Below are 25,599 nucleotides of genomic sequence, written 5' to 3'. Positions count from 1 at the left end.
AAATATTCTATGCCAGCAGTCGGGCTCAGGCTTTTCAAATGGCGACACCAAATTTCAGAAATGTAGAGCTGACAAAACCTGCCTGGTATGCAGGGTGCTTGGACGGCGGGATTTCCTCAGGCTAGACTTGCTAAAAATAAAGTATATCCAGGGAAGCCATGCAGAGACGTTACTTGTTATTGACCGGCATTGCGCTGCTGGGCAGCGGCGCCGCCTTCGCCGTCAGGCCGCGTGGCGAGGCCGTGCCCGTCTACGTCGTGCCGCTCGAGGACTTTCCCGAGGAGTACGCGGCCAATGTCGCCCAGGCATTGGCGAGCCAGCTTGGCATCCGCGTGCGGGCGGGCATGCGCCTGCCGCCGCTGCGTATCCCGGTGCTGCCGGGGACGGGCCAATATGCCGCCGAGGCGCTGCTCGAACGCGCCGTGCGTGCGAGCGCGCGCCTGCCCGGGCTGGGGCCGCAGACTTACCGCCTGTTTCTCACCACGCGCGACATCAATTCGCAATCGGGCGGCTTCCGCTATCAGTTCTCCTTGCACAGTCCGAACCTGCATTGCTCGGTGCTGTCGATGGCGCGCCTGGTCGACATCGACAACGGCGCGCCGCGCGTGACCATGCGCACCGGGGAGCGCATGGTCAAGCTGGCCAAGCGCGCGGTGGGCGAGCTGCACCTGGGCTGGCGCCGTTCGACCGATCCCGGGGACCTGATGTATGCGCCGCTGATGAGCGTCGAGGACCTGGACCGGATCGGCAACAAACATCGGGAGGAGGAGCCGGCGGCGCCCCTGCGGCCCGTGCCGCGTGACCGGCCGCGCGAGGGCGGCGCGACGATTTCAGCTTAGCCGGGGAATACCATCCCGGCTTTTCACGTCTTTCAATATAGCTGTTTTATACGAGGATCATCATGTTCAAGAGACTGGCGGCGGAAGCACTGGGAATCAGCGATATCGGCGTCATCGTCGGGCCTGCGGATTACAACAAGGTCGATGCGGACGATTACCTGTTCAGCGAAGACGGCGAACAGATCTTCTTTCTCATCAAGAGCAAGAAGGACGAGTACTGCTTCACCAACCTGGCGCTGATCCATGTCGACGGCGATTCGGCCGTGTCGTCGAAGCGCTCGATCAAGCGCTACGACTATGCCTCGCACCAGATCTCGAATGTCAGCATCGAGACGGCCGGCACGCTGGACATGGACATCGAACTGAAATTCAACCTGGACAGCACGGTGTTCTCGATCGACGTCAAGAAGACCTTCATCGAGCAGCTCAAGGACATCTACAAGGCCCTGATTTCGATCGGCAAGCAGCAGCGGCGCGACGCGGCCTGCCGCGAGAATGCGCTGCGCGCGCTGGACGCCACCGCCTCCGTGCACAAGCTGAATATCGCGCCGGGCGAGGGCGGCCTCGTCAGCCAGTACGGCCAATTGCTGTCGGCCTTGAACACGGCCATGTTCGATACCCACACCAAGCGCGATTTCAGCGACGTGTTTGCCAGGTACATCCACAATTGATTCGCTCATCGAACAAGGAGCTCACGTGCCGGATGTGAAGGAAGTCGCCGCCGTCGCAATGCCATGGAGCGGCCGGAACGCAGCTGTCGCCAGTGTCGGGCTGGCGCTCCTGGCCGTCACTGGATGGGCCGGCGCAGACCAGGTAATGCCAGTCAAACTCGCCGCCGATGCGCCGGGCATGATCAGGACCGACACCTGCTCCCGCCCGGCCTATCCTGGACAGGAATTCCGGCAGCACCGTGGCATCGTCACGCTGCGCCTCCTGCTGGGCGCGGACGGTAAGGTAAAGCAGTCGTCGATCGCCAGGTCCTCCGGTTCCCCGGAGCTCGACGAGGCCACGCTTGCCGCGATTGGAAAATGCAGCTTCAACCCGCCAATGGTGAACGGCAAGCCTGTCGACGCCTGGATCCATTTTCAGTACGAATGGAAACCGTAACGGGCCGTTCCGTCGTCCATCCGCCACGCCGACTGGAGCCGGCGCCCCGCCATCGGTTACAATGATGCCGTGAAGCAGGCCAGACAGTCGCTGGCTGGCGCCGCAAGGCGCCGGCGGGAGGAAGGTCCGGACTCCACAGAGCGGGGTGACGGTTAACGGCCGTCCGCCGAAAGCCTTCCGGCGCAAGCCGGGGGTATAAGGCGAGGAATAGGGCCACAGAGACGAGCGTATTAAGTTACGGTGAAACGCGGTAACCTCCACCTGGAGCAATTCCAAATAGGCACGCGTTGATGTTGCTCGCGGAGCGTGCGGGTAGGAAGCTTGAGCGCCGGAGTAATTCGGCGCCTAGAGGAATGGCTGTCATAGGGGCGTCCCGCAAGGGAGACCACTACACAGAATCCGGCCTATCGGCCTGCTTTACACTGAATTCTTCATCTCCCGCGCGCCGGCAGGCGCGGGACGACATCTCGACACTCCCCGTACAGACCGGTCACGCCCCGAGCGCGGCAGCGCCCTGGCGCGCCTGACACAGCCATCCACACACGCGCTACGCGCGGCCGGTCCCGGCTCGTCAGGAACTTCGGGGGCCGTAAAGGATCAGAACACTGAGCCATAAAGACGGCAACGCCTGCAATGCGTTGCGTCGTGATCACTTGCGTCGTGATCACGCATGTCGGCCGGGTGTCCGGTGCCTTGGGACGGCGCCGCCGCACGCGGCAGGGGCGCAGCCGGCGCGGAGAAGGCCAACCTTCTCCGGGGTTGTTCATGTTTTGTTGTCCATTGGTTCGCACACCACATGAAGATAACAATGATCGGCGCAGGATATGTCGGACTGGTTTCAGGCGCCTGCTTCGCCGATGTCGGCAATACCGTGCTGTGCCTCGATGTCGACGAACGAAAGATCGGGCTGCTCAATGCGGGCCGACTGCCGATCTTCGAGCCTGGCCTCGACACTTTGGTAGCGCAGAACATGGCGGCCGGGCGACTGATGTTCACCACCAGCTACGATGAAGCGGTTGCGCACGCCGACGTCATCTTCCTGTGCGTGGGCACGCCGCCGGATAAAGAGGGCAGGGCCGATCTCAGCCATGTTCTTTCTGCGGCGCGCAGCATCGGCGGCCGGATGCAACGGCCGGCCATCGTGGTCAACAAGTCGACCGCCCCGGTCGGCACCGCCGACCGGGTGAAAAGCGTCATCGCCAGTGAACTCGCCGCACGAGGCCTAGGCATCGGTTTTTCGGTGGTCAGCAATCCGGAATTCCTGAAAGAAGGGGCGGCGATCGAGGATTTCATGCGCCCGGACCGGATTATCGTCGGCAGCGACTGTCCGCGGGCGACGAAGACCATGCGCCATCTTTACGCGCCATTCAGCCGCAATCACGAAAAACTGGTTGAAATGGATGTGCGCAGCGCCGAGCTGACGAAATACGGCGCCAACGCCATGCTGGCGACGCGCATCAGCTTCATGAACGAACTGGCCAACCTGGCCGAGGCCCTGGGCGCCGATATCGAGCAGGTACGGCGCGGGATCGGATCCGATCCACGCATCGGCCCGGATTTCCTGTATGCCGGCCTGGGCTACGGCGGCTCCTGCTTCCCCAAGGATGTCAGGGCGCTGTTGAAAACGTCGGCCGACCACGGGCAGCCTCTGCGCATCCTGGATGCCATCGAAGCGGTGAACGCATCGCAAAAGAATGTCCTGTTCAAGAAAATCACCCGCTTCTTCAAGGGCATCGACCAGCTGGCGGGAAAAACCATTGCGCTGTGGGGCCTGGCCTTCAAACCGAATACGGATGATGTGCGCGGGGCGCCCAGCCTTGCGCTGATATGGGAGCTGTTTGCGGCGAATTGCCGCGTGCAGGCTTACGATCCGGTTGCCGGCAACGAGGCAAGACAGGTCCTGGTCAGGGAGCATGGCGAAGCACGGTGCCGGGAGCTGCTCAGGCTGGCGAATTGCGCGGCGGCGGCCGTCGAGGGCGCCGATGTGCTCGCCATCGCGACGGAGTGGAAAGAATTCCGCTCGCCCGATTTCAGCTTCCTGGCCGCCACGCTCCGGCACAGGGCGATTTTTGACGGCAGAAACCTGTACGATCCGGAGTTTGTTGCTTCCTTCGGGCTTGCATACCACGGTATCGGCAGGCCCGTGCCGGTGGGGCAGCCATGATTCCTGCTCATTCCCCTGCTCATTTTCCTCCTGATACGGCTGTCCTGGTTACCGGCGCCGCCGGCTTCATCGGGAGCTCGCTTGCCTCGCGTCTCGCGCGCATGGGATTGCGTGTTGCGGCTTGCGACAATTTCAGTGCTTATTACTCGCTCGACTTGAAGCACGGGCGCGTCAAGGCCTTGCTGGCGCCGCATGGCGTATGCTGCGAAGCCGTGGAGCTTGCGGACATGCTTCAGGTGGAGCGCCTGTTCGAACGCGTCCGGCCTGCGTATGTCGTGCACCTGGCGGCGCAGGCCGGCGTGCGGTATTCGATCGAAAACCCCGACGCGTATGTGCAATCGAACCTGGTTGCGTTTGCCAATGTCCTGGAAGCCTGCCGGCAGTGCAAGCCACGCCACCTGGTCTATGCGAGCAGCAGCAGCGTCTACGGGGCGGGCCTGAGGCCGCCCTTCCGGGAGAGCGACAGGACCGATGAGCCCGTCTCATTGTATGCCGCGACCAAGAAGGCGAACGAGGCACTGGCGCATTCCTACAGCCACCTGTTCGGACTGGCGGCAACCGGCCTGCGCTTCTTTACCGTATATGGCCCCTGGGGCCGCCCGGACATGGCGTATTTCAGCTTCATGCAGAAGATGCTCGAAGGCGAGACGATTCCCGTCTTCGCCCAAGGCGCACTGGAACGGGACTTTACCTATATCGACGACATCGTCGAAGGGATCGTCCGCGTGCTGGCGAAACCGCCCGACGAACTGGCGAATAGACCGGCCGCTGCCCTTGGCGGCGCCGCGCCGCACCTGGTGTTCAACATCGGTAATCACCAGCCGGTCCGGGTACTGGATTTGATTGCGGCCCTGGAAGATGTGCTCGGGGTCCGCGCAAGGATCCGGTTCCTGCCGATGCAACCGGGCGACGTGCCGCTGACGTGTGCCGATACCAGCAGGTTGCGGGACTGGGTCGGGTTCGCGCCGGCGACACCTCTCAAGGATGGGTTGCGCCACTTCCGGGAGTGGCTGGTCGCCTGGATGAGCCATAACAAGACCAGCTAGCCATGCGAAACGATGGTATGCCGCCGGCTTGCGAAGAGCGCGCAGGGGTGCATTTTCTCCTGGTACTTGCGGCTTATTTCCTGCTGCAGGTTGTGCTGCGCGTGACATCGCCTGCCGTGCTCGACCTGGATGAATCGGAATCCATCCTGACCTCGCAGCACCTGCAGCTGGGCTATGGCAGCCAGCCACCGCTCTACGCCTGGCTGCAATGGTTCATGTTTTCCCTGTTTGGCGTCAATCTCCTTGCCCTGTCTATCCAGAAGAACCTGCTGCTGTTCTGCACCTACCTGGCGGTGTTCCATACGGCCAGGTCCTTCCTCGGCATGGGCAGCGCCATCATGGCCCCCGCCTCGCTCGTGCTGTTTCCGCAGCTGGGCTGGGAATCGCAGCGCGACCTGACGCACTCGGTGCTGGTGACCTGCGTGGCCGCGCTCACGCTGTGGTGCTACGTCAGCCTGCTGCGGCATCGGAGCAAAACGCGCTATGCGCTCTTCGGCCTGCTGATCGGGCTTGGGCTGCAGTCGAAATATAACTTTGCGGTGTTTGCGCTCGGACTGTTCGCGGCCAGCCTGCTGGTTCCCGAACACCGGCGGACAGTATGGAAGCGCGATGTCTGGATCACGCTTGCCGTGTCGATGCTGTCCCTCGCGCCGCACGGGCTCTGGCTGCTCGACCACCTCGATGTCGCAACCGGCTCCACGCTGGAGAAAATGCATGACCTTGACGGAAACCACGCCGGTAACCTGGCGCGCGGTCTCGGCAGCCTGGTCAGCGCGAGCTTCCTGTTTGCCACGCCACTCTGGATCGTGTACGGCTGGATCTGGTGGCGGCACCGGGACGGGGCAGGGGCCAGGCTCGATCGTCCCGAAGCCCGGTTTTTTCTCTGGTTTTTTCTCGCGGCGTTTGCATGCGTGACGGCGCTGGTGCTCAGCGGCGAGCTCATCAAGGTCAAGAGCCGCTGGATGCAGCCGATCCTGTTCCTGTTGCCGCTTGCATTCTTTGCCATCTTTCCATCGCTCGCGCGACCCACAGTGCAACGAAGCATACTGTGGCTGGCGGGCGTATTCGCCATCCTCATCCTGGCGGGGCTGTCGGCACGTGCCCACGTCGGGAAGAACACACGCGCACCGTTCGGTGAATTGTCGGCCCAACTGATGCTGCGCTTTCCCCAAACGACAACGGTGGTCGCCAGCGAGCTGACGGACGCGGGCAACCTGTACCTGCATCACCCGGCATGGACGGTCATGCTGTTGCCGACGATCGTGCGAAGCCGGCCCGCCATCCGTGGCGAGGTCCTGTTGATCGACTCCGGCGGCCACGCGAACGACCGCTTCGGCCGTTTTCTCGACGCGTATCCATCGAGCGTGATCCGCCAGCGCGGACGGCTCGCTATCGGCAAGCCGCAGGATCGACAAGGCGCCATGGCGGTTGACTATGCGCTTGTCTCGGTAAAGGACGAGTAAATGCTATTGTCGGTTGTTATTCCAGTCATGAATGAAGAGGGCAATATCCAGCCCCTGATTGCGCGTATTGCCGAGGCGCTGGCGCGAATAGAGCATGAGGTCATCTTCGTCGACGACGGCTCGAGCGATTCCACGGTGGCGGAAATCGAACGCTTTGCCACGCCCAATACCCGCGTCCTGGTCTTGAACCGTAACTATGGCCAGACCACGGCGATGGCTGCGGGCATCGATGCCGCGAATGGCGAGTTGATCGTCATGCTGGACGGCGATCTGCAAAACGATCCGCTCGACATCCCGCTCATGATGGAGCGCATGCGGGAAGGCGACTGGGACGTCGTTGCCGGCATCCGCGCCAGGCGCAAGGACGGTCTGCTGCTGCGCAGGGTCCCGAGCAAGCTGGCCAATTGGCTGATCCGGCGCGTGACCGGCGTGCATATCAGCGATTACGGCTGCACGCTGAAGCTTTTCAAGCGCGACGTCGCAAAGAACCTGGGCCTGTATGGCGAACTGCACCGTTATGTTCCGGTGTTGGCCACGATGTATGGCGCCAGGATGACCGAGATGCAGGTGCGCCACCATGCGCGCCATGCCGGCGTGTCCAAGTACGGCATCAATCGCACGCTGAAAGTGGCCAGCGACTTGATGCTCATGGTCTTCATTCGCAAGTATGGGCAGCGCCCAATGCATCTGTTCGGCACCGCCGGCATTGTCTCGTTTGGTACGGGCTGTCTTCTGAACGCCTATGTGTTGTTCGATAAGCTCAGGGGCGCAAGCAGTGCCGGGCGGCCGCTGTTGTTCCTTGGCCTGTTGCTGACGGTGGCGGGCATCCAGTTGATCACCACCGGCTTTGTCGCGGACCTGATCATGAGGACGTATTACGAATCCCAGAACAAGAAGCCCTACCAGATCAAGAAAAACACCGGTGTCTGAGCCTGTTCGCAAGAAATGGAAAGCCGTTTTGCAGGTGGCGATATCGGCCTGCCTGGTCGTTTTCGTCTTTCGCCAGCTTGACCTCAGCCAGGTGCAAACCCTGGCGTTTCATCCGCAGCGAGCGCCCATGCTGGTCGCCGCATTCATCGCATTCAATGTATCCAAGATCGCAGGCGCGTTGCGATTGAATATATACCAGCGCCATGCGGGAATGCAGTTAAGTGAGGCAGAAAACCTGCGTTTGTATTATGCGGGCATGTTCCTGAACCTGTTTTTGCCGGGCGGGATCGGTGGCGATGCCTATAAAATCCTGGTGCTGCATCGCAGCCATGCCTTGCCGCTGCGCGCACTCATCACGACCACATTGGCAGACCGTGTCAGCGGCATCCTGGTCCTCTTGTTCATGCTGTGTCTGTTCATGCCGATGCTGGCGCTGCCCTGGGCAGCATCGACGGTCATCGGGTTCACGCTGGCATCGGTCGCCGCGGTAATCGCCGTATTCGTATTCTGGCACCGCTGGCTGATCAAGCTCGACGTACCAAGGCTCGCCGGTGTGGTTGCGCTGGGACTCGCCGTGCAATGCCTGCAATTGATATGCATGGGGATGCTGCTCCTTTACCTGGGCGCGCCGCCAATGCATTACCTGGCCTATTTTGCGCTCTTCCTGGTGTCGTCGGTCGCTGCCGTGTTGCCGCTCAGTGTCGGCGGGCTTGGCATACGGGAGGCGACGTTTTTATTCGGTCTCGACCTGTTTCGCCTGGACCCTGCCTACGGTGTGGTTGCGTCCAGTTGCTTCTTCCTGGTTACGGCCTGTTCGTCCATGATCGGTTCGCTGTTTCTGGGGCGTTTTTCGCTCCGGTCGGCGACGGCAAAGTCCTGATGTACAGGGCAAGGCGATCGCAGCGCCGCCATGGCGTTTTTGTCAGGCTTTCTTGAGCTACAATCCGGGAACCAAGCATGCTGGCTTCTCCGGAGACATCGATGCCCCAATACATCCTCGCGCTCGACCAGGGAACGACCAGTTCCCGCGCGATCCTGTTCGACCGCCAGGGCCAGGTCGTCGCCTGCACCCAGCAGGAATTTCCCCAGCATTTTCCCCAGCCCGGATGGGTCGAGCACGACGCCCTCGACATCTGGGAAAGCCAGCTCGCCTGCGCGCGCCAAGTGATGAAGCAGGCCGGGGTGAGCGCCGCCCAGGTGGCCGCCATCGGCATCGCCAACCAGCGCGAAAGCACCATTGTCTGGGACCGCGCCAGCGGCGAACCGATCGCCCGGGCGATTGTCTGGCAGGACCGCCGCACCGCCGGTGCCTGCGACCGCCTGCGCGCCGAAGGCCGGGCCCATCTGATTCAACGCAGCACCGGCCTCGAACTCGACGCCTACTTTTCCGCGACCAAGCTGGCCTGGCTGCTCGAGAACGTGCCCGACGCGCGCGGGCGCGCCGAGCGCGGCGAACTATGTTTCGGCACGGTCGACAGCTGGCTCGCCTATAAGCTGTGCGGACGCCACGTCACCGACGTGAGCAATGCCTCGCGCACCATGCTCTACAACATCCACACGATGCGCTGGGATCCGGCCCTGCTCGACCTGTTCGGCATTCCGCAGGCGATGCTGCCCGAGGTCGTGCGCAGTTCCGGCGAAGTGGGGCAGGCGCGTGAAGAGTGGTTCGGCCGCGCGATTCCCGTGGCCGGCATCGCCGGCGACCAGCAGGCCGCCACCTTCGGCCAGGCCTGCTACGACAAGGGCATGGTCAAGAATACCTATGGCACCGGCTGCTTCATGCTGATGCATGCCGGCTACGTGCCGCCGGTCTCGCGCAACCGCCTGCTGGCGACCATCGGCTGGAAGGTCGATGGCCGGGTCGACTACATGATCGAGGGCAGCGTCTTCATGGGCGGCGCCACCGTGCAGTGGCTGCGCGACGGGCTCGGGATCATCCGGCACTCGCACGAGGTCGAGCCGCTCGCGATGTCGGTCACCGACAGCGGCGGCGTGATGCTGGTGCCGGCCTTCGTGGGCCTGGGCGCGCCGCACTGGGATCCGTATGCGCGCGGGACCATCGTCGGCATGACGCGCGGGACCACCGCCGCCCACATCGCGCGCGCCGCGCTCGAAGCGATCGCCTACCAGAGCGCGGAGCTGCTGGCGGCGATGCAGAAGGACGCCGCCTGCCCGGTGACCGAGGTGCGCGCCGACGGCGGCGCGGCCCGCAACGATCTGCTGATGCAGTTCCAGGCCGACCTGCTCGGCGTGCCCGTGGTGCGGCCCAAGGTCACGGAAACGACCGCGCTCGGCGCGGCCTACCTGGCCGGCCTGGCGCAAGGCTTCTGGACCTCGCGCGAGGAGATCGCCGCCCTGTGGCGCGCCGAGCGCCGCTTCGAGCCGGGCATGTCGCCCGAGCGCCGCGCCGCCTTGACGTCGCGCTGGGCGCGCGCGGTCGAGCATGCGAAGGGGTGGGCGGAACATTGAACGATCAGGGGGAGCGAGACGATGCAGTTTGAGATAGCACCGGTAGGCAGCAGCGTATTCTGGACCATGGCGGCGATCACCTTCCTGGCCTGCGCCGCGCCCCTGCTCGTGATCCGGCGCGACGGCCTGGCCGTCAGCCTGAAGAACGTGCTGCTGGCGGCGGTCCTGATCGTGCCGTTCACGGCGACCCTGGCCTATTCGGTGCACGACAATGCCCTGGAGCTTGCCGACGGCAAGATCCTGCTGCGCGCCGCCCACTTCTACGAACACGACCGGCCCCTGTCCGACTTCGACCTGAACGGGGCGCGCATCGGCAGCTATGGCGCGATCCACGAAGCGCGCCTGGGCGTGCGCAGGAATGGCATCCACATGCCGGGCTATGCGGCCGGGCGCTTCAATGCGCCGAACGAGAAACAGGTGTTCGCGCTGCTGACCGACCGCAACCAGGTGGTCTACCTGCCGGCGAAGATCGGCCCCTCGCTGCTGGTGAGCGTGGCGCAGCCCGAGCAGTTCCTGGCGGCGCTGCGGGCGAGCCGGCCGGCGCCGGGCTGAAGTCCAGCACTGTGCCCGAAGGGCAGGCTGCTGGACTTCACTTTGTCCACCTTTACTTCTCGACGATTTCGAGGTCGAACTCATCCACCCCCGCGACCTCGCCATGCACGCGGTCGCCCGGCTTCAGGGCGCCCACGCCGGCCGGCGTTCCGGTAAAGATCAGGTCCCCCGGCGCCAGCGTCACCAGGCGCGACAGATGACTGATGATGTCCGCGATCGGCCAGATCATCTCGGTCAGCGAGCCGTCCTGGCGCACTTCGCCGTTCACCGTCATGCGGATGCAGGCATCTTCCGAAGGATGGCCGAAGCTGCTGACCGGCCGCAGCGGCGAGCAGGGCGCCGAGGCGTCGAAGCCTTTCGCCATGTCCCAGGGCCGGCCGTTTTCCTTGGCGACCGATTGCAGGTCGCGCCGCGTCAGGTCCAGGCCGACGCCATAGCCCCAGACCTTGGCCAGCGCCTCGTCGGCCGGGATGTCGGCGCCGCCCGAGCGCAGGGCCACCACCAGTTCGATCTCGTGGTGCAGGTCCTCGGTGGCGGGCGGGTAGGGCAGCGCGCCCTCGGCCGGCACCACGGCGTCGGCCGGCTTCATGAAGAAGAAGGGCGGCTCGCGGCTCGGATCGCTCCCCATCTCGCGCGCATGAGCGGCATAGTTGCGGCCGACGCAGAAGACGCGGCGGATCGGGAAACGGGCGCTGCTGCCGAAGATGGCGAGCGAGGGAATGCCAGGTGGCGTGATGGCGTAGTCGGTCATGGGTACTCGCGTGGAACGTTGGAGCAATTATTCTACAGGCGCCCGGCTTGCCCCCGCGCGCGCCCTTCAAAAGCCGATCCGCCCCTTGCCCGGCGTCTGTTTCAGGCGCACGTCCTCGAGTGTCACATGGCTGCGTCCGTCGGCCACCGCGTAGCCCAGGCTGTCGAGCAGGGTCTTGCGCAGGTCGCGCGGCGAGACCGGCGCCAGCCTGTCGAGCACCGCGTCCGCCAGGTGTTCGTCGAAGCTGTTCAGGTTGAGTTCCTTCAGCAGCGAGGCATACATGCGCTGGGCGATGCCGGCCGCCTGCTCCAGGGTCGGCGCCGGCACCTCGTACACGGCCATCCGGTTCAGCAGGGGCGCGGGGATGCCCTCGGTCGAGTTGGCCGTCAGGACCCAGCAGATCTGGCTGGCGTCGATCTCGACGTCGATGAATTCGTCGCGGAAGGCCCGGGCCGTTTCCGGCTCCAGCAGTTGGTAGAGCGCGGCCAGCGGGTCGGACTGCGAGGAGCCGGTGGCCTTTTCCACTTCGTCCAGGACCACCACCGGGTTGGCGAACTGGCCGCGCACCAAGCGCTCGGCGACCTTGCCGCACTTGGCGCCGCGCCAGCTGGCCGAGCTGCCGGTGATGACGAAGCCGGCCGACAGCGCGTTCATGCTGATCAGTTCGAACTCGGTGCCCATGGCGCGCGCCAGGCGCCGCGCGAAGTGGGTCTTGCCCACGCCGGGGCCGCCCAGCAGCAGGATGGGCATCACGTTGAAGCCGCGGTTGCCGGCGTGGGCCAGGCGCAGGTAGCGGGCCAGGTCGTCCAGGACTTCGTCGAAGTTCGGACAGTCCTCGCGCAGGGCGTCGATGGCGGCGATGGAAGAGGGGGTGGTGACAAAGCGCTCGGGTCCGGTCTCGAGCATGCGTTCGTAAAACGCATCGAGTTCCGGCGAGCGCCCGCGGCTGCGCTCGAGGGCGTCCTGGACGTCGAGCAGGTCGTAGACGGCGCGGGTGCGGGCAAGGGTAAGGCTCACGGCGGCTCTCCTTCATGCAGCCCGACGGCGCCAGCCGGCGCCCACACTGTCGTCGGGCGATAACCAATCCTAACCCGCCGCGCATGAATCCGCAATTTTGGACGCTACTGTTGTGCGCGCCCGGCAGTGTTGCAGGTCTGCGCTGAACTCAGCCTATTTTTGCGATGTGTCAAATCGTAAAGACAGCTTGTCTAGATGAGGTAGCACTTGCAATGTTTTAGCTAAGTGCTTCATTTTGCGAGACATTTTGTCTTGACAGCGCTTGAGGGAAGCGCGCTAAGTCCTTGGTTTCATTAGCAAAATCGGTAAGTTTCCTCACGGAATTCGCTTGACCAGCAACAACGCTTCCTCTAAAGTGGGAAATGGTGTGAAAAAGTGCAGTTTTGTGGGAGATGTCAGGGTCTCCCGGCGCGCAAAACAACTAAACTGATAACTCTCCAAACTAGGTACCTACGTGTTTCAAGGCGCGTCAGCGATCAATCTCGATGCGAAAGGCCGGATGTCTATCCCGGCAAAGCACCGTGACGCCCTTGCACTTCAGTGCGAAGGGCGCCTGACCCTGACCCGCCACCCGCACGGTTGCCTGCTGCTGTTCCCCCGTCCTGTCTGGGAAACCCACCGCGAACAGATCGCCGCTTGGCCGATGTCGGCGCGTGCGTGGCAGCGCATTTTCCTCGGTAACGCCTGCGATGTCGAGGTCGACAGCGCCGGCCGTATCCTGATTTCCCCCGAACTGCGCTCGGCGGTCGGGCTGGAAAAGGAAGTGATGATGCTCGGCATGGGCACCCACTTCGAAATCTGGGACGCCGCCAAACTGGCCCAGGACGAGGCCGAGGCGGTTGCCGGCGGCATGCCGGATGTCCTTTCCAACTTCTCTTTCTGAGGCACCGATGACCACACCCGATACGGTGCCACACCTGCAGCATCGCACGGTGCTGCTTGACGAAGCAGTCGATGCACTCGCCCTGGACGGCGCACGCGCCGGCGGGCTCTATATAGACGGCACTTTCGGCCGCGGTGGCCACAGCCGCCTGATCCTGTCGCGCCTGAACGCGGCAGGGCGCCTGGTCGCGTTCGACAAGGACCTGCAGGCGATCGCCACCGCCGAACAGATCACCGACCCGCGCTTCACGATCGTCCATGACAGCTTCGCGACCATGGGTTCCGCCATGGCCGCCCGCGGCGTCACCCATGTCGACGGCATCCTGCTCGACCTGGGCATCTCGTCGCCCCAGGTCGACGATGCGGCGCGCGGCTTCAGCTTCCGTCACGACGGCCCGCTCGACATGCGCATGGACACGACGCGCGGCATCTCGGCCGCCGAGTGGATCGCGACGGCCACCGAACAACATTTGGAAAAGGTAATACGCGATTATGGGGAAGAACGGTTTGCTTTTCAGATTGCAAAGGCGATTGTTGCTCGCCGGGCAGTCGAGCCAATTTCAGGCACACGCCAGCTTGCCGCAATCGTGGCAGACGCGGTCAAGACTCGGGAAAAGGGCAAGGACCCGGCAACCCGCACCTTTCAGGCTATCCGGATTTTCATCAATCAAGAGCTTGAGGACCTCGAGGCAGGGTTGAACGCCGCCTATGCCTTGCTCGCGCCGGGTTCGCGCATGTCGATCATCAGCTTCCACTCGCTGGAAGACCGGATCGTCAAGCAGTTCCTGGCCAGTAAAGCCAAGGTGGCGCAGCCGGACCGCCGGCTGCCGATCCGCGCCGTCGACCTGCCGCAGCCACAGATGAAGTTGATCGCCAAGATCAAGCCATCGGGCGAGGAAGTCGACGCCAACCCGCGCGCCCGCTCGGCGGTGCTGCGCGTGGCCGAGCGCCTGGAGGATGTTGCGAAAGGCAGCGCCCGATGAGCAACAAGCTCAACGTCGCGCTGGCGGCCGGCCTGATCGCCTGCGGCCTGACGCTGGTGAACGCGCGCTACGAGTCGCGCCACCTGTTCATCGAACTCGAACGCCTGCAGCAGCAGTCGCGCCAGCTCGACATCGACTGGGCCCAGCTGCAGCTGGACCAGTCCACCCTCGGCAAGAACGAACGCATCGAACAGATCGCGCGCACTGAACTGAACATGGCTCCGCTGACCCCGGCCCGCACCCAATACCTGACGGAGGGCGCGCAATGAAGCGCGACAAGCCCTTCAACACCGGACGCGTCGCGGCCGCCAAAGGCATGGCCTTCTCCAAGAGCCCGGTGCTGGCCGTGCGCCTGCCCGACTGGCGCTCGCGCGTGATGCTGTTCGTGCTGTTCGCGGCCTTTGCCGCGCTCGGCCTGCGCGCGGTCTGGCTGCAGGGCATGTCGACCCAGTTCCTGCAAAAGCAGGGCAAGAGCCGCTACGAGCGCACGCTCGAACTGCCGGCCACGCGCGGCAAGATCATGGACCGCAACGGCCAGGTGCTGGCCTCCTCGCTGCCGGTGAAGGCCGTCTGGGCCATCCCCGAGGACGTGCTGCAGTCGCCGCCGGAGAAGATCACGGCGCTGGCGCGCCTGCTCGAGATGCCGGAAGCTGAGCTGCGCAAGAAGCTCGATTCGGACCGCACCTTCGTCTACCTGAAGCGCCAGGTCGAGATGGACGTGATCGCCCAGATCGAGAAGCTCAAGATCAGCGGCATCGACACGCGCAAAGAATACAAGCGCTACTACCCGCAAGGCGAAGTCATGACCCACCTGGTCGGCTTCACCAACGTCGAGGACGCGGGCCAGGAAGGCATGGAGCTGGCGCAGCAGAAGTCCCTGGTCGGCGTGCCGGGCAGCCGCCGCGTGATCAAGGACCGCCTGGGACGCATCGTCGAAGACCTGGGCCTGTCGCGCGAGCCGCACGACGGCAAGGACCTGGTCCTGTCGGTCGACAGCAAGCTGCAGTACATCGCCTTCAACAGCATCAAGAACGCGGTCGAGAAGTTCAACGCCAGTGCCGGTGCGGCCGTGGTGCTGGACGTGCACACCGGCGAAGTGCTGGCGCTGGCCAACTACCCGACCTACAACCCGAACGACCGCCGCAACCTGACCGGCGAGCAGCTGCGCAACCGCGTCATCACCGATACCTACGAGCCGGGCTCGATCATCAAGCCCTTCACCGTGGCGCTCGGCCTGGACACGAACCGCATCACGCCGAACACCGTGTTCGACACCGGTTCCGGCCGCATCACCATCGGCGGGCGCACCATGCGCGACTCGCACCCGAAGCCGATGCTGACCACCAGCGGCATCATCCAGAAGTCCTCGAACGTCGGCGTCATCAAGATCTCGCAGATGATCCCGCCGCAGGAGATGTGGGAGCTCTACACCAAGCTGGGCTACGGCCAGGCGCCGCGCTTCGGCTTTCCCGGCCCGGCCGCCGGCCGCGTGCGGCCGTGGAAATCCTGGCGTCCGGTCGAGTACGCGAACATGGCCTTCGGCCACGGCCTGACGGTGTCGCTGCTGCAGATGGCGCGCTCGTACATGATCTTCGCCCGCAACGGCGACATCATCCCGCTCTCGTTCGTGAAGGTGAACGAGGAGCCGGCCGGCCAGCAGATCATCTCGCCGAAGACCGCGGCCCAGGTGCGCACCATGCTCGAATCCGTGGTCAGCCCGGAAGGCACGGCCTCGCGCGCCCAGGTCGCCGGCTACCGCGTCGGCGGCAAGACCGGCACCGCGCAGAAGGTGGTCGACGGCCGTTATTCGCAGAGCCGCTACGTCGGCTCCTTTGTCGGCATCGCCCCGATGTCGCGGCCGCGCTTCGTGATCGCCGTGATGATCGACGACCCGCGCGGCGCCGTCCACACCGGCGGCGGGGTGGCGGCGCCGACCTTCGCCGACCTGGCCGCCAGCGCCCTGCGCGCCGACAACGTGCCGCCCGATTCATCGGTCACCGACATTATCATTCCCGCAGAACCACTCGAGGAGAGCTTGTGATGACACCCGGTCACCACGACATCTGCCATTGGGTTGTTGCCGCCGCACCGGGCGGCAAACTCGTTTCAGATTCGCGCCAGGTCGCGCCCGGCGACGTATTCTTCGCCTATCCCGGCGATACGCTTGACGGCCGCCGCTTCATCAGGGCGGCCGTCGATGCCGGCGCCGCCGCCGTGGTCTACGATCCGCGCGACTTCACCTGGGACGAAACGCTGGACGTGCCGCACCTGGCCGTGCCCGACCTGAAGCCCCAGGCCGGCACCATCGCCCACGCCTGCCTCGGCCAGCCCGACGCCGACATGTTCACCGTCGGCGTCACCGGCACCAACGGCAAGACCTCGATCGCGGTCTGGCTCGGCCAGGCGCTCGCGAAGCTCGGCGAGACCGCGGCCGTGATCGGCACCCTGGGCGTCGGCATGTTCAAGGGCGGCGCCGCGCCGGAGTTCATCGAAACCGGCTACACCACGCCCGACGCGGTGTTGCTGGCGTCGCGCCTGTCCGCCGTGCGCGCGGCCGGCGCGCGCGCGCTCGCCATCGAGGTGTCCTCGATCGGCCTGGAGCTGGGTCGTACCGCCGGCATGCATTTCGACGTCGCCGTCTTCACCAACCTGACACGCGACCACCTCGACTTCCATGGCGACATGGAGAGCTACGAAGCGGCCAAGCGCAAGCTGTTCGCCTGGCCGGACCTGAAGCACGCGGTCATCAACCTGGACGACGCGGCCGGCCAGCGCCTGGTCGCATACCTGCGCGCCAGCCAGCCGCAACTGGCCCTGACCGGCTACACCCTGAAAAGCCAGGCCGAGCAGCCTGCAATCGAGGGCGTGGCCATCCTGCGCGCCTCGCACAAGCGCAGCCGTCCGGTGGGAACCGAGTTCCACCTGGATGCGCCGGACGGCAGCCTGGTCGTGAAGACCCAGCTGGTCGGCCACTTCAATATCAGCAATGCGCTGGCCGTGCTGGGCACGCTGCTGGCGAAGGGCGTCGCGCTGAAGGACGCGGTGGACGCGGTCGAGGCCCTGGTGCCGGCGCCGGGCCGCATGCAGCAGCTCGGCGGCCAGGATGCGCCGATGGTCGTGATCGACTATGCCCATACCCCGGACGCGCTGGAAAAGACGCTGGGCGCGCTGCGCCAGGTGGCCCAGGAGCGCGACGGCAAGCTGTGGTGCGTGTTCGGCTGCGGCGGCGACCGCGACCCGGGCAAGCGCCCGCAGATGGGCGCGATCGCGCAGGCGGCCGATCACGTGATCGTCACCAGCGACAATCCTCGCAGCGAGGAGCCGGGCGCCATCATCGCCCAGATCCTGGCCGGTATGGACCCCGACCACCCGGGCTCGCAGCACCAGGCCATCGAGGACCGCGCCGCCGCCATCCTGTGGGCGATCAAGCACGCGGGCAAGCAGGACGTGATCCTGCTGGCCGGGAAGGGCCACGAACCCTACCAGGAGATCAAGGGCAAGAAGATGCCGTTCTCCGATGCAGACCACGCCGCGCTGGCCCTGACCGCGCGGCTCACCATGATGAGGACTCACTGAATGCGCGGTTCGCTCGCACAACTGATCGCGTCGATGCCCGGTTCCCAGCTCACTGCGGATGCCAGCTTTGACAGCGTCTCGACCGACAGCCGTACGGCGCAAGCCGGCGCGCTGTTCGTCGCATTGCGCGGCGAAACCTTCGATGCCCACGACTTCCTCGACCAGGTCGCAGCGCGCGGCGTGGCCGCCGTCGTCGCCGAGCGCCTGCCGGAAGGCTGGACCCTGCCGGCGATCGTCGTGCCGAACACGCTCGCCGCGCTGGGCCAGATTGCGAACAGCTGGCGTCGCCAGTACGACCTTCCCCTGGTCGGCGTCACCGGCAGCAACGGCAAGACCACGGTCAAGGAAATGATTTCCGCCATCCTCGCCGCCGCCTTTGGCGAAGGCGAACGCCTGGCCACCCAGGGCAACCTGAACAACGAGATCGGCGTCCCGCTCACCCTCATGCGCCTGGAAGCGACGCACCGCGCAGCGGTCGTCGAGCTGGGCATGAACCATCCGGGCGAGATCGGCCGTCTGGCCGCGATCGCGCAGCCGACTGTCGGCCTGGTCAACAACGCCCAGCGCGAGCACCAGGAATTCATGCACACCGTGGAAGCGGTGGCGCGGGAAAACGGGTCGGTCTTCGCAGCCCTGCCGGCCGACGGCGTCGCCGTCTACCCGGGCGACGACACCTACACCCCGCTGTGGCAGGGCCTGGCCGGCCATTGCCGCAGCCTGACGTTCGGCTTGGGCGAAGCTTGCGACGTGCGCGCCAGCTTCACGAGCACCGGCTTTGGTAACAATTTGAAAGTGACCTCCCCAGGCGGCGCATTCGAGGTGAAACTTGCGGCCGCCGGCGAACACAATGTGCGCAACGCGCTCGCCGCGATCGCCTGTGCGCTCGCCGCCGGTATCGGCAGCGACACGATCGTGCGCGGCCTGGAAGCCTTCACGCCGGTCGGCGGACGCCTGCAGCGCAAGCAGGCCGCCAACGGCGCCCTGGTCATCGACGACACCTACAACGCCAACCCGGATTCGATGCGCGCCGCGATCGACGTGCTGGCGAACTACCCGGCGCCGCGCATCCTGGTGATCGGCGACATGGGCGAAGTCGGCGCCCAGGGCAAGGAATTTACGGAAGAAATCGGCGCCTATGCGCAGGCACGCGGCATCGAGTCCGTACTGGCGACGGGCGAGCTGTCGCGCCACCTGGTGGCGGCGGGAGCAAGGCATTTTGAGCAGTTTGACGAATTATTGGCAGCACTGGACGAGCAACTGGGCGGCAATTCTGACGCAACTGTGTTGGTGAAGGGCTCGCGTTTCATGAAGATGGAGCGCGCGGTCAATCACCTGATTGGTTCAACAAACACTGGCAAGGACGCCCACTAACTATGCTTCTCTGGCTTGCACAATACCTGCAGGACTATATCGGTCCGATGCGTGTCTTTAACTTCATTACCTTCCGCGCCGTCTTCGCCACCATCACCGCGATCGCGCTCGGCCTGTTTACCGGCCCGGCCGTGATCCGCAAGCTCACCGAGATGAAGGTGGGCCAGGCGGTGCGCACGCAAGGCCCGCAGACCCACCTGAAAAAGCACGGCACCCCGACCATGGGCGGCATCCTGATCCTGATCTCGATCGCCATCTCCACGCTGCTGTGGTGCGACCTGTCGAACCGCCTGATCTGGCCGGTGCTGGTGGTCACGCTCGGCTTCGGCGCCGTCGGCTGGGTCGACGACTACCGCAAGGTGGTCTACCAGGACCCGGAAGGCATGCGCTCGGGCGAAAAATACTTCTGGATGTCGCTGATCGGCATCGCCGCCTCGCTCTACCTGGCGTTCTCGGTCTCGGCCAGCAATCCATGGGAGGTCGGCCAGCTGTTCTGGAACTGGGTGCAGTCGGGCTTCTCGATGGACCTGCCGCCGAAAGCCGACCTGATCGTCCCCTTCTTCAAGACCATCAGCTATCCGCTGGGCGTGTGGGGCTTCATCGCGCTGACCTATTGCGTGATCGTGGGCGCCTCGAACGCCGTCAACTTCACCGACGGCCTGGACGGCCTGGCGATCATGCCGACCGTGATGGTCGGCGGCGCCCTGGGCCTGATCGCCTACCTGACCGGCAACGTGACCTATTCGAAGTACCTGTTCATTCCGCACATCGCCGGCGCCGGCGAACTCTTGATCTTCTGCGGCGCGATGGCGGGCGCGGGCCTGGCTTTCCTCTGGTATAACGCCCACCCCGCACAGATGTTCATGGGCGACGTCGGCGCGCTGGCCCTGGGCGGCGCGCTCGGCACCATCGCGGTCGTCGTGCGCCAGGAGATCGTGCTGTTCATCATGGGTGGCGTGTTCGTGGCCGAGACCCTGTCGGTGATCATCCAGGTGTCGTGGTTCAAGTACACCAAGAAGCGCTATGGCGCCGGCCGCCGCGTGTTCCTGATGGCGCCGCTGCACCACCACTTCGAACAAAAGGGCTGGAAGGAGACCAAGGTCGTGGTCCGCTTCTGGATCGTGACGATGATCCTGGTCCTCGTTGGCCTGTCTACCTTGAAACTGCGCTGATCGAGAATAGAACGCGATGAACTACGAAGGCAAACTCGCCCTGGTCCTGGGGCTCGGCGAATCCGGGCTCGCGATGGCGCAATGGCTCGCCCGTTGCGGCGCGCGCGTGCGCGTGGCCGATACGCGCGCAGAGCCGCAGCGCCTGCCCGCGCTGCGCGAGCTTGTCGCCGGCGCCGAGTTCGCCGGCGGCGAGTTCGATGCGAAGCTGCTCGACGGCGTCGACTTCGTGGCGGTGAGCCCGGGCCTGGCGCCGAACCGCGAGCTGGCCGCGATCAACCCCGCTGCGCAAGAGAAGAACATTCCCGTCTGGGGCGAGATCGAGCTGTTCGCGCAGGCGCTGGCCGCGCTGAAGCTCGAACGCGGCTATGCGCCGAAAGTCATCGCCATCACCGGCACCAACGGCAAGACCACCGTCACCAGCCTGACCGGCCTGCTGTGCCGACGCGCCGGCTTCGACACCCGCGTCGCCGGCAACATCAGCCCGGCCGCGCTCGACGTGCTGCGCGAAGCGATCAACGAAGACAAGCTGCCCCAGGCCTGGGTGCTCGAGCTGTCGAGCTTCCAGCTGCACACCACCTACAGCCTGAACGCCGACGCGGCCACGGTGCTGAACATCACCCAGGACCACCTCGACTGGCACGGCGACATGGACGCTTACGCGGCGGACAAGGCGCGCATCTTCGGCGCCGACACCATCCGCGTGCTGAACCGCGACGACGCGACCGTGATGCGCATGACGGCTCCGGGCGTCCCGCATGTCACGTTTGGCACCGGCGAGCCGGACGAGCCGAACGCGATGGGCATCGTCAACGAACGCGGCGTGCTGTGGCTGGCCACCGCCGTCGCCGGCGAGACTAGCGAAAAGAAACTGAGAAAGGGCGAAACGCCGGAACCGGTCGAGATCACGGTGAACCGCCTGATGCCGGCCGATGCGCTGAAGATCCGCGGCCTGCACAATGCCTCGAACGCCCTGGCCGCCCTGGCCCTGTGCCGCGCCGCCGGCCTGCCGCTGGCACCGCTGCTGCACGGCCTGCGCGAGTACGCGGGCGAGCCGCACCGCGTGGAACTGGTGGCCAGCATCGAGGGCGTCGACTTCTACGACGACAGCAAGGGCACCAACGTCGGCGCCACCGTCGCCGCGCTCGAGGGCCTGGGCAAGGCTTTCGGCAACCCGGAACAGCAGATCCTCCTGATCGCCGGCGGCGACGGCAAGGGCCAGGACTTCGCGCCCCTGGCCGAGCCGGTGTCGCGCTACGTGAAAGCCGTGCTGTTGATCGGCAAGGACGCGCCGGCCGTGCGCGCGGCGATCGAACCTTCCGGCGTGCCCTGCTTCGACCTCGAAGACCTGCCGCAGGCCGTGCGCCGCGCCGCCGGTCTTGCGCGCGCGGGCGACTGCGTGCTGCTGTCGCCGGCCTGCGCCAGCCTCGACATGTTCACCAACTACGCGCACCGCGCCCAGGTGTTCGTCGACGCCGTGCGCGAGATTGCGCTGGACAAGGGAATGGAGATCTGATGGCCTTCCAGATTCCCTTCAAGTTCTCGGGCACGGCCAATGCGAGCGAGGCGATCGCCGAGCGCACGCGTCCGTCGAAGATGATGGACTACGACCAGCCGCTGGTCTGGGTCGTGCTGATCCTGATGCTGTTCGGGATGGTGATGGTGTATTCGGCCTCGATCGCGCTGCCGGATTCGCCCAAGTTCTCCTACCTGCAGGGCCGTCACGAATACTTCCTGTACCGCCAGGCCGGCTTCATCGCCGTCTCGGTCGCGGCGGGGTATTTCGCCTTCCGCATTCCGGTCGCGGTCTGGCAGCGCCTGGCGCCGCTGATGTTCGTCGGCACCCTGTTCCTCCTGATGCTGGTGCTGGTTCCCGGCATCGGCACCTCGGTCAACGGCGCACGCCGCTGGCTGTCGCTGAAGGTGTTCCAGGTGCAGCCGTCCGAGATCATGAAGATCGTGGTGGTGCTGTACGCGGCCGACTTCACGGTGCGCAAGCAGCAGTTCATGCACAAGCTGACCAAGGGCTTCATGCCCATGGCATTCGCCGTCGGCGTGGTCGGCATGCTGCTGCTGCTCGAGCCCGACCTCGGCGCCTTCGGCGTGATCGTCTGCATCGCCATGGGCATCCTGTTCCTGGGCGGCTTCAACATGATCTGGTTCGGCGGCATCGGCGCCATCCTGGTGGTCGTGTTCTCCTCGATCATCGCGCTGTCGCCCTTCCGCCGCGCGCGCATGTTCGCCTACCTCGACCCATGGCAGGAGGACAATGCGCTCGACAAGGCCTACCAGTTGACCCATTCGCTGATCGCCTTCGGTCGCGGCGAACTGGCCGGCGTGGGCCTCGGCAACAGCGTCGAGAAGCTGCACTACCTGCCGGAAGCGCACACCGACTTCATCATGGCCGTGATCGGCGAAGAGCTGGGCCTGGCCGGCGTGCTGGTGACGCTGGCCCTGTTCTACTGGCTGGTCAAGCGCGCCTTCGACATCGGCCGCCAGGCGATCGCCCTCGACCAGTTCTTCGCGGGCCTGGCCGCCAAGGGCATCGGCATCTGGATCGGCGTGCAGACCTTTATCAACATGGGCGTGAACCTGGGCCTGCTGCCGACCAAGGGCCTGACCCTGCCTTTGATGAGCTATGGCGGCACCGGTGTCCTGATCAACTGCATTGGCCTGGCGATCCTGCTGCGCATCGACTACGAGAACCGCGTGCTGATGCGGGGAGGGCGGCTGTGAAGACGCCTGCTAAAAAACTGATGATCATGGCGGCCGGTACCGGCGGCCACATCTTCCCTGGCGTGGCGATCGCCCAGACCATGCGCGAGCGCGGCTGGGAAGTGAGCTGGCTGGGCACCGCCCACGGCATGGAGGGCGAGATCGTGCCGAAGCACGGCATTCCGATGGACGCCATCGATTTCGCCGGTCTGCGCGGCAAGGGCCTGGGCCATACGGTGAAGGGCGCCTTCAAGATGGCGGCCAGCTTCGCCACCTGCCTGCGCGTGCTCGGCCGCCGCAAGCCCGACGTGGTGCTGGGCATGGGCGGTTACGTCACCGTGCCGGGCGGGATGATGGCGCGCACGCGCGGCATTCCGCTGGCCCTGGTGAACGCCGACGCCGCGCTGCTGCTGTCGAACAAGACCCTGACCCCGCTGGCCGGACGCGTGCTGTTCGGCTTCCCGGCCGACTTCGGCGCGGCCGCGGGCAAGGCCGTGGTCACCGGCAATCCGGTGCGCCAGGCCATCCTCGATCTTCCAAGCCCCGCCGAGCGGTTCGCGGGCCGCAGCGGTCCGCTGCGCGTGCTGGTGGTCGGCGGCAGCCTGGGCGCCAAGGTGCTGAACGACAGCGTGCCGGCCGCGCTGGCGCAGATCGATCCTGCCAACCGTCCGATCGTGACCCACCAGTCGGGCAAGAAGAACATCGAGGCCCTGCGCGCGGCCTACGCGCAGGCGGGCGTGAACGCGAACGTGGTCGACTTCATCGACGACATGGCGGCCGCCTATGCCGGGGCGGATCTCGTGATCTGCCGCGCCGGCGCGATCACGGTGTCGGAACTGACCGCCGCCGGCGTGGCCAGCGTGCTGGTGCCTTTCGTGGCGTCGACCACCAGCCACCAGCGCGACAACGCGGTGTGGATGGACAAGCAGAAGGCGGCGATCCACCTGCCGCAGGGCGAGCTGTCCGCCGCGCGGGTGGCCCAGCTGCTGCAAACGACGACGCGCGCGGATTGCCTGGCGATGGCCGAGGCGGCCCAGCGCGTCGGCAAGCGCGACGCCAACGAGGCCATCGCGTCCGTGCTCGAACAACTCGCCAACAATAAGAAATAAGACGATCAGGAACATGAAACACAAGATCAAGCACATCCATTTCGTAGGCATCGGCGGCAGCGGCATGAGCGGCATCGCCGAGGTGCTGCTCAACCTGGGCTACAAGGTGTCGGGCTCCGATTTGTCGAGCAACGCGGCGGCCCAGCGCCTGCAGGAACTGGGTGCGCGCGTCTACCTCGGTCACGCGGCCGAGCACATCGCGGGCGCCGATGCGGTGGTCACCTCGACCGCCGTGAACGAGGCGAACCCGGAAGTCATGGCCGCCCGCGCCGCCCAGATTCCGGTGGTGCCGCGCGCCATCATGCTCGGCGAACTGATGCGCCTGAAGCGCGGCATCGCGATTGCCGGCACCCATGGCAAGACCACGACCACCAGCCTGGTGGCATCGGTGCTGGCCCAGGGCGGCCTGGACCCGACCTTCGTGATCGGCGGCAGGCTCAATAGCGCCGGCGCCAACGCGAAACTCGGCACCGGCGACTACATCGTGGCCGAGGCCGACGAATCCGATGCGTCTTTCCTGAACCTGTCGCCGATGATCGAGGTGATCACCAACATCGACGCCGACCACATGGAGACCTACGAGCACGATTTCGAGAAGCTCAAGGGCGCCTTCGTGAACTTCACCCACCGCCTGCCGTTCTACGGCCGCGTAATGCTGTGCATCGACGACCGCCACGTGCGCGCCATCCTGCCGCAGGTGACCAAGCCGGTGACGACCTACGGCTTCTCGGAAGACGCGCAAGTGCGCGCCTTCGACGCCCACGCCGAAGGTGTGCAGATGCACTTCACGGTGCGCCAGGACGGCTATCCGGACACCAGATTCGTGCTGAACCAGCCGGGCATGCACAACGTGCTGAACGCCTGCTCGGCCATTGCAATCGCGCGCGAAATCGGCATCGACGACGCCGCTACCGCGCAGGGCCTGCTGGAATTTCGCGGCGTCGGCCGCCGCTTCACCCGCTACGGCGAGGTGGCCTTGGCGAGCGGCGGCAGCTTCACCCTGGTCGACGACTTCGGCCACCACCCGGTCGAGACCGAGGTGACCCTGGCCGCCGCGCGCGCCGCCTACCCGGGCCGCCGCCTGGTGCTGGCCTTCCAGCCGCACCGCTACAGCCGCACGCGCGACCTGTTCGAGGATTTCGTGAAAGTCCTGGCCGCGCCCGACGTGCTGCTGCTGTCCGAAGTGTATCCGGCAGGCGAGGCGCCGATCGTCGCGGCCGACGGCCGTGCGCTGTCGCGCGCGCTGCGCGCCGGCGGCAAGGTCGAACCGATTTTCGTGGAAACGATCGCCGAGATGCCCGACGCGATCCGCCAGGTGGTGCGTGACGGCGACGTCGTGCTGACCATGGGCGCGGGCTCGATCAGCGGCGTTCCGCATCAGTTAATTTCGCAAACCAGCGCGCAGCCAGCTGCGCAAGCGATTTCTCAAAAGGTTACATCGTGAGCGACATCATCA

General features: G+C 65.3%; 23 protein-coding genes and 1 other RNA gene. 22 read left to right on the top strand and 2 right to left on the bottom strand.

Annotation, left to right across the window (positions count from 1 at the left end):
* Positions 1-158 precede the first annotated feature (158 nt).
* From ACSUZJ_RS20760 to ACSUZJ_RS20710, 11 genes are all read left to right on the top strand, one after another.
* Positions 159-839 (top strand): hypothetical protein, encoded by a 681-nt coding sequence (locus tag ACSUZJ_RS20760; protein ID WP_499411345.1) that lies wholly within the window; start codon positions 159-161, stop codon positions 837-839.
* 62 nt (positions 840-901) lie between these two features.
* A complete protein-coding gene (locus ACSUZJ_RS20755) occupies positions 902-1,510 on the top strand; it encodes a PH domain-containing protein (protein ID WP_499411343.1) in 609 nt (202 codons plus the stop codon).
* 25 nt (positions 1,511-1,535) lie between these two features.
* Positions 1,536-1,946 (top strand): energy transducer TonB, encoded by a 411-nt coding sequence (locus tag ACSUZJ_RS20750; RefSeq protein WP_499411341.1) that lies wholly within the window; start codon positions 1,536-1,538, stop codon positions 1,944-1,946.
* Positions 1,947-2,017: 71 nt separating this feature from the next.
* Positions 2,018-2,369, top strand: an RNA gene (gene rnpB / locus ACSUZJ_RS20745) — RNase P RNA component class A.
* A 373-nt stretch (positions 2,370-2,742) separates the two neighbouring features.
* Complete coding sequence (locus tag ACSUZJ_RS20740; RefSeq protein ID WP_499411339.1) at positions 2,743-4,110, top strand: UDP-glucose dehydrogenase family protein; 1,368 nt, start codon at positions 2,743-2,745, stop codon at positions 4,108-4,110.
* On the top strand, positions 4,107-5,156 hold the full coding sequence (locus tag ACSUZJ_RS20735; RefSeq protein ID WP_499411338.1) for an NAD-dependent epimerase/dehydratase family protein: 1,050 nt from the start codon (positions 4,107-4,109) through the stop codon (positions 5,154-5,156). Before ACSUZJ_RS20740 ends, ACSUZJ_RS20735 begins: the two co-directional genes overlap by 4 nt.
* Positions 5,157-5,158: 2 nt before the next feature.
* Entirely contained in the window at positions 5,159-6,619 is a 1,461-nt protein-coding gene (locus ACSUZJ_RS20730) for a glycosyltransferase family 39 protein (protein WP_499411337.1), read from the top strand.
* Entirely contained in the window at positions 6,620-7,549 is a 930-nt protein-coding gene (locus ACSUZJ_RS20725) for a glycosyltransferase family 2 protein (protein ID WP_499411335.1), read from the top strand.
* On the top strand, positions 7,542-8,429 hold the full coding sequence (locus ACSUZJ_RS20720) for a lysylphosphatidylglycerol synthase transmembrane domain-containing protein (protein WP_499411333.1): 888 nt from the start codon (positions 7,542-7,544) through the stop codon (positions 8,427-8,429). Before ACSUZJ_RS20725 ends, ACSUZJ_RS20720 begins: the two co-directional genes overlap by 8 nt.
* Before the next feature lie 101 nt (positions 8,430-8,530).
* Positions 8,531-10,018, top strand: a complete 1,488-nt coding sequence (glpK, locus tag ACSUZJ_RS20715; RefSeq protein WP_499411331.1) for a glycerol kinase GlpK — start codon at positions 8,531-8,533, stop codon at positions 10,016-10,018.
* Positions 10,019-10,039: 21 nt separating this feature from the next.
* Positions 10,040-10,570 (top strand): PH domain-containing protein, encoded by a 531-nt coding sequence (locus ACSUZJ_RS20710; RefSeq protein WP_499411329.1) that lies wholly within the window; start codon positions 10,040-10,042, stop codon positions 10,568-10,570.
* A 52-nt stretch (positions 10,571-10,622) separates the two neighbouring features.
* Here the strand turns inward: ACSUZJ_RS20710 and ACSUZJ_RS20705 are convergent, their stop codons facing one another.
* A complete protein-coding gene (locus ACSUZJ_RS20705) occupies positions 10,623-11,321 on the bottom strand; it encodes a fumarylacetoacetate hydrolase family protein (protein ID WP_499411327.1) in 699 nt (232 codons plus the stop codon).
* A 66-nt stretch (positions 11,322-11,387) separates the two neighbouring features.
* The gene (locus ACSUZJ_RS20700; RefSeq protein ID WP_499411325.1) at positions 11,388-12,338 is read right to left on the bottom strand and encodes an AAA family ATPase; all 951 of its coding nucleotides are present in this window, start codon (positions 12,336-12,338) and stop codon (positions 11,388-11,390) included.
* Positions 12,339-12,792: 454 nt separating this feature from the next.
* Between ACSUZJ_RS20700 and mraZ the strand changes: the two genes are divergently transcribed.
* The 11 genes from mraZ to murC are packed head-to-tail and all read left to right on the top strand — an operon-like array spanning position 12,793 to position 25,587.
* Positions 12,793-13,221 (top strand): division/cell wall cluster transcriptional repressor MraZ, encoded by a 429-nt coding sequence (gene mraZ / locus ACSUZJ_RS20695; protein ID WP_499411323.1) that lies wholly within the window; start codon positions 12,793-12,795, stop codon positions 13,219-13,221.
* 7 nt (positions 13,222-13,228) lie between these two features.
* Entirely contained in the window at positions 13,229-14,203 is a 975-nt protein-coding gene (gene rsmH, locus ACSUZJ_RS20690) for a 16S rRNA (cytosine(1402)-N(4))-methyltransferase RsmH (protein WP_499411321.1), read from the top strand.
* Complete coding sequence (ftsL, locus tag ACSUZJ_RS20685) at positions 14,200-14,472, top strand: cell division protein FtsL (RefSeq protein WP_499411319.1); 273 nt, start codon at positions 14,200-14,202, stop codon at positions 14,470-14,472. Before rsmH ends, ftsL begins: the two co-directional genes overlap by 4 nt.
* Positions 14,469-16,244, top strand: a complete 1,776-nt coding sequence (locus ACSUZJ_RS20680) for a peptidoglycan D,D-transpeptidase FtsI family protein (protein WP_499411317.1) — start codon at positions 14,469-14,471, stop codon at positions 16,242-16,244. Before ftsL ends, ACSUZJ_RS20680 begins: the two co-directional genes overlap by 4 nt.
* Positions 16,244-17,779, top strand: coding sequence for a UDP-N-acetylmuramoyl-L-alanyl-D-glutamate--2,6-diaminopimelate ligase (locus tag ACSUZJ_RS20675; protein ID WP_499416631.1), 1,536 nt, complete (start codon positions 16,244-16,246; stop codon positions 17,777-17,779). The genes ACSUZJ_RS20680 and ACSUZJ_RS20675 overlap by 1 nt, the downstream gene beginning before the upstream one ends.
* A complete protein-coding gene (locus ACSUZJ_RS20670) occupies positions 17,780-19,150 on the top strand; it encodes a UDP-N-acetylmuramoyl-tripeptide--D-alanyl-D-alanine ligase (protein WP_499411315.1) in 1,371 nt (456 codons plus the stop codon).
* Between the two features lie 2 nt (positions 19,151-19,152).
* Positions 19,153-20,322 carry a phospho-N-acetylmuramoyl-pentapeptide-transferase gene (gene mraY, locus ACSUZJ_RS20665; protein WP_499411313.1) on the top strand — a complete coding sequence of 390 codons (1,170 nt, stop codon included), beginning with the start codon at positions 19,153-19,155 and terminating at the stop codon, positions 20,320-20,322.
* Positions 20,323-20,338: 16 nt separating this feature from the next.
* Entirely contained in the window at positions 20,339-21,835 is a 1,497-nt protein-coding gene (gene murD, locus ACSUZJ_RS20660; protein ID WP_499411312.1) for a UDP-N-acetylmuramoyl-L-alanine--D-glutamate ligase, read from the top strand.
* Positions 21,835-23,055 (top strand): putative lipid II flippase FtsW, encoded by a 1,221-nt coding sequence (gene ftsW, locus ACSUZJ_RS20655; protein ID WP_499411310.1) that lies wholly within the window; start codon positions 21,835-21,837, stop codon positions 23,053-23,055. The genes murD and ftsW overlap by 1 nt, the downstream gene beginning before the upstream one ends.
* Positions 23,056-23,075: 20 nt before the next feature.
* Positions 23,076-24,143: an undecaprenyldiphospho-muramoylpentapeptide beta-N-acetylglucosaminyltransferase gene (murG, locus tag ACSUZJ_RS20650; protein WP_499416629.1), complete on the top strand. Its 1,068-nt coding sequence runs from the start codon at positions 23,076-23,078 to the stop codon at positions 24,141-24,143.
* Positions 24,144-24,156: 13 nt separating this feature from the next.
* A complete protein-coding gene (gene murC / locus ACSUZJ_RS20645) occupies positions 24,157-25,587 on the top strand; it encodes a UDP-N-acetylmuramate--L-alanine ligase (protein WP_499411308.1) in 1,431 nt (476 codons plus the stop codon).
* Positions 25,588-25,599: the final 12 nt, after the last annotated feature.

Source organism: Telluria sp. B2 (assembly GCF_051789535.1).
Classification (GTDB): Bacteria; Pseudomonadota; Gammaproteobacteria; order Burkholderiales; family Burkholderiaceae_D; genus Telluria.
The sequence above is the reverse complement of the archived record's forward strand: the minus strand, read 5'-3'. Positions and strand labels throughout refer to the sequence as shown.

Excerpts from the sequence above, each read along its gene's own strand:
- ftsW (WP_499411310.1), top strand. The coding sequence starts at position 21,835 with ATGGCCTTCCAGATTCCCTTCAAGTTCTCGGGCACGGCCAATGCGAGC.
- ACSUZJ_RS20670 (WP_499411315.1), top strand. The coding sequence starts at position 17,780 with ATGCGCGGTTCGCTCGCACAACTGATCGCGTCGATGCCCGGTTCCCAG.
- ACSUZJ_RS20735 (WP_499411338.1), top strand. The coding sequence starts at position 4,107 with ATGATTCCTGCTCATTCCCCTGCTCATTTTCCTCCTGATACGGCTGTC.
- ACSUZJ_RS20680 (WP_499411317.1), top strand. The coding sequence starts at position 14,469 with ATGAAGCGCGACAAGCCCTTCAACACCGGACGCGTCGCGGCCGCCAAA.
- murD (WP_499411312.1), top strand. The coding sequence starts at position 20,339 with ATGAACTACGAAGGCAAACTCGCCCTGGTCCTGGGGCTCGGCGAATCC.
- ACSUZJ_RS20730 (WP_499411337.1), top strand. The coding sequence starts at position 5,159 with ATGCGAAACGATGGTATGCCGCCGGCTTGCGAAGAGCGCGCAGGGGTG.
- murG (WP_499416629.1), top strand. The coding sequence starts at position 23,076 with ATGATCATGGCGGCCGGTACCGGCGGCCACATCTTCCCTGGCGTGGCG.
- ACSUZJ_RS20675 (WP_499416631.1), top strand. The coding sequence starts at position 16,244 with ATGACACCCGGTCACCACGACATCTGCCATTGGGTTGTTGCCGCCGCA.
- murC (WP_499411308.1), top strand. The coding sequence starts at position 24,157 with ATGAAACACAAGATCAAGCACATCCATTTCGTAGGCATCGGCGGCAGC.
- ACSUZJ_RS20710 (WP_499411329.1), top strand. The coding sequence starts at position 10,040 with ATGCAGTTTGAGATAGCACCGGTAGGCAGCAGCGTATTCTGGACCATG.
- ACSUZJ_RS20705 (WP_499411327.1), bottom strand. The coding sequence starts at position 11,321 with ATGACCGACTACGCCATCACGCCACCTGGCATTCCCTCGCTCGCCATC.
- ACSUZJ_RS20755 (WP_499411343.1), top strand. The coding sequence starts at position 902 with ATGTTCAAGAGACTGGCGGCGGAAGCACTGGGAATCAGCGATATCGGC.
- rsmH (WP_499411321.1), top strand. The coding sequence starts at position 13,229 with ATGACCACACCCGATACGGTGCCACACCTGCAGCATCGCACGGTGCTG.
- ACSUZJ_RS20760 (WP_499411345.1), top strand. The coding sequence starts at position 159 with ATGCAGAGACGTTACTTGTTATTGACCGGCATTGCGCTGCTGGGCAGC.
- ftsL (WP_499411319.1), top strand. The coding sequence starts at position 14,200 with ATGAGCAACAAGCTCAACGTCGCGCTGGCGGCCGGCCTGATCGCCTGC.
- ACSUZJ_RS20740 (WP_499411339.1), top strand. The coding sequence starts at position 2,743 with ATGAAGATAACAATGATCGGCGCAGGATATGTCGGACTGGTTTCAGGC.
- ACSUZJ_RS20725 (WP_499411335.1), top strand. The coding sequence starts at position 6,620 with ATGCTATTGTCGGTTGTTATTCCAGTCATGAATGAAGAGGGCAATATC.
- mraY (WP_499411313.1), top strand. The coding sequence starts at position 19,153 with ATGCTTCTCTGGCTTGCACAATACCTGCAGGACTATATCGGTCCGATG.
- glpK (WP_499411331.1), top strand. The coding sequence starts at position 8,531 with ATGCCCCAATACATCCTCGCGCTCGACCAGGGAACGACCAGTTCCCGC.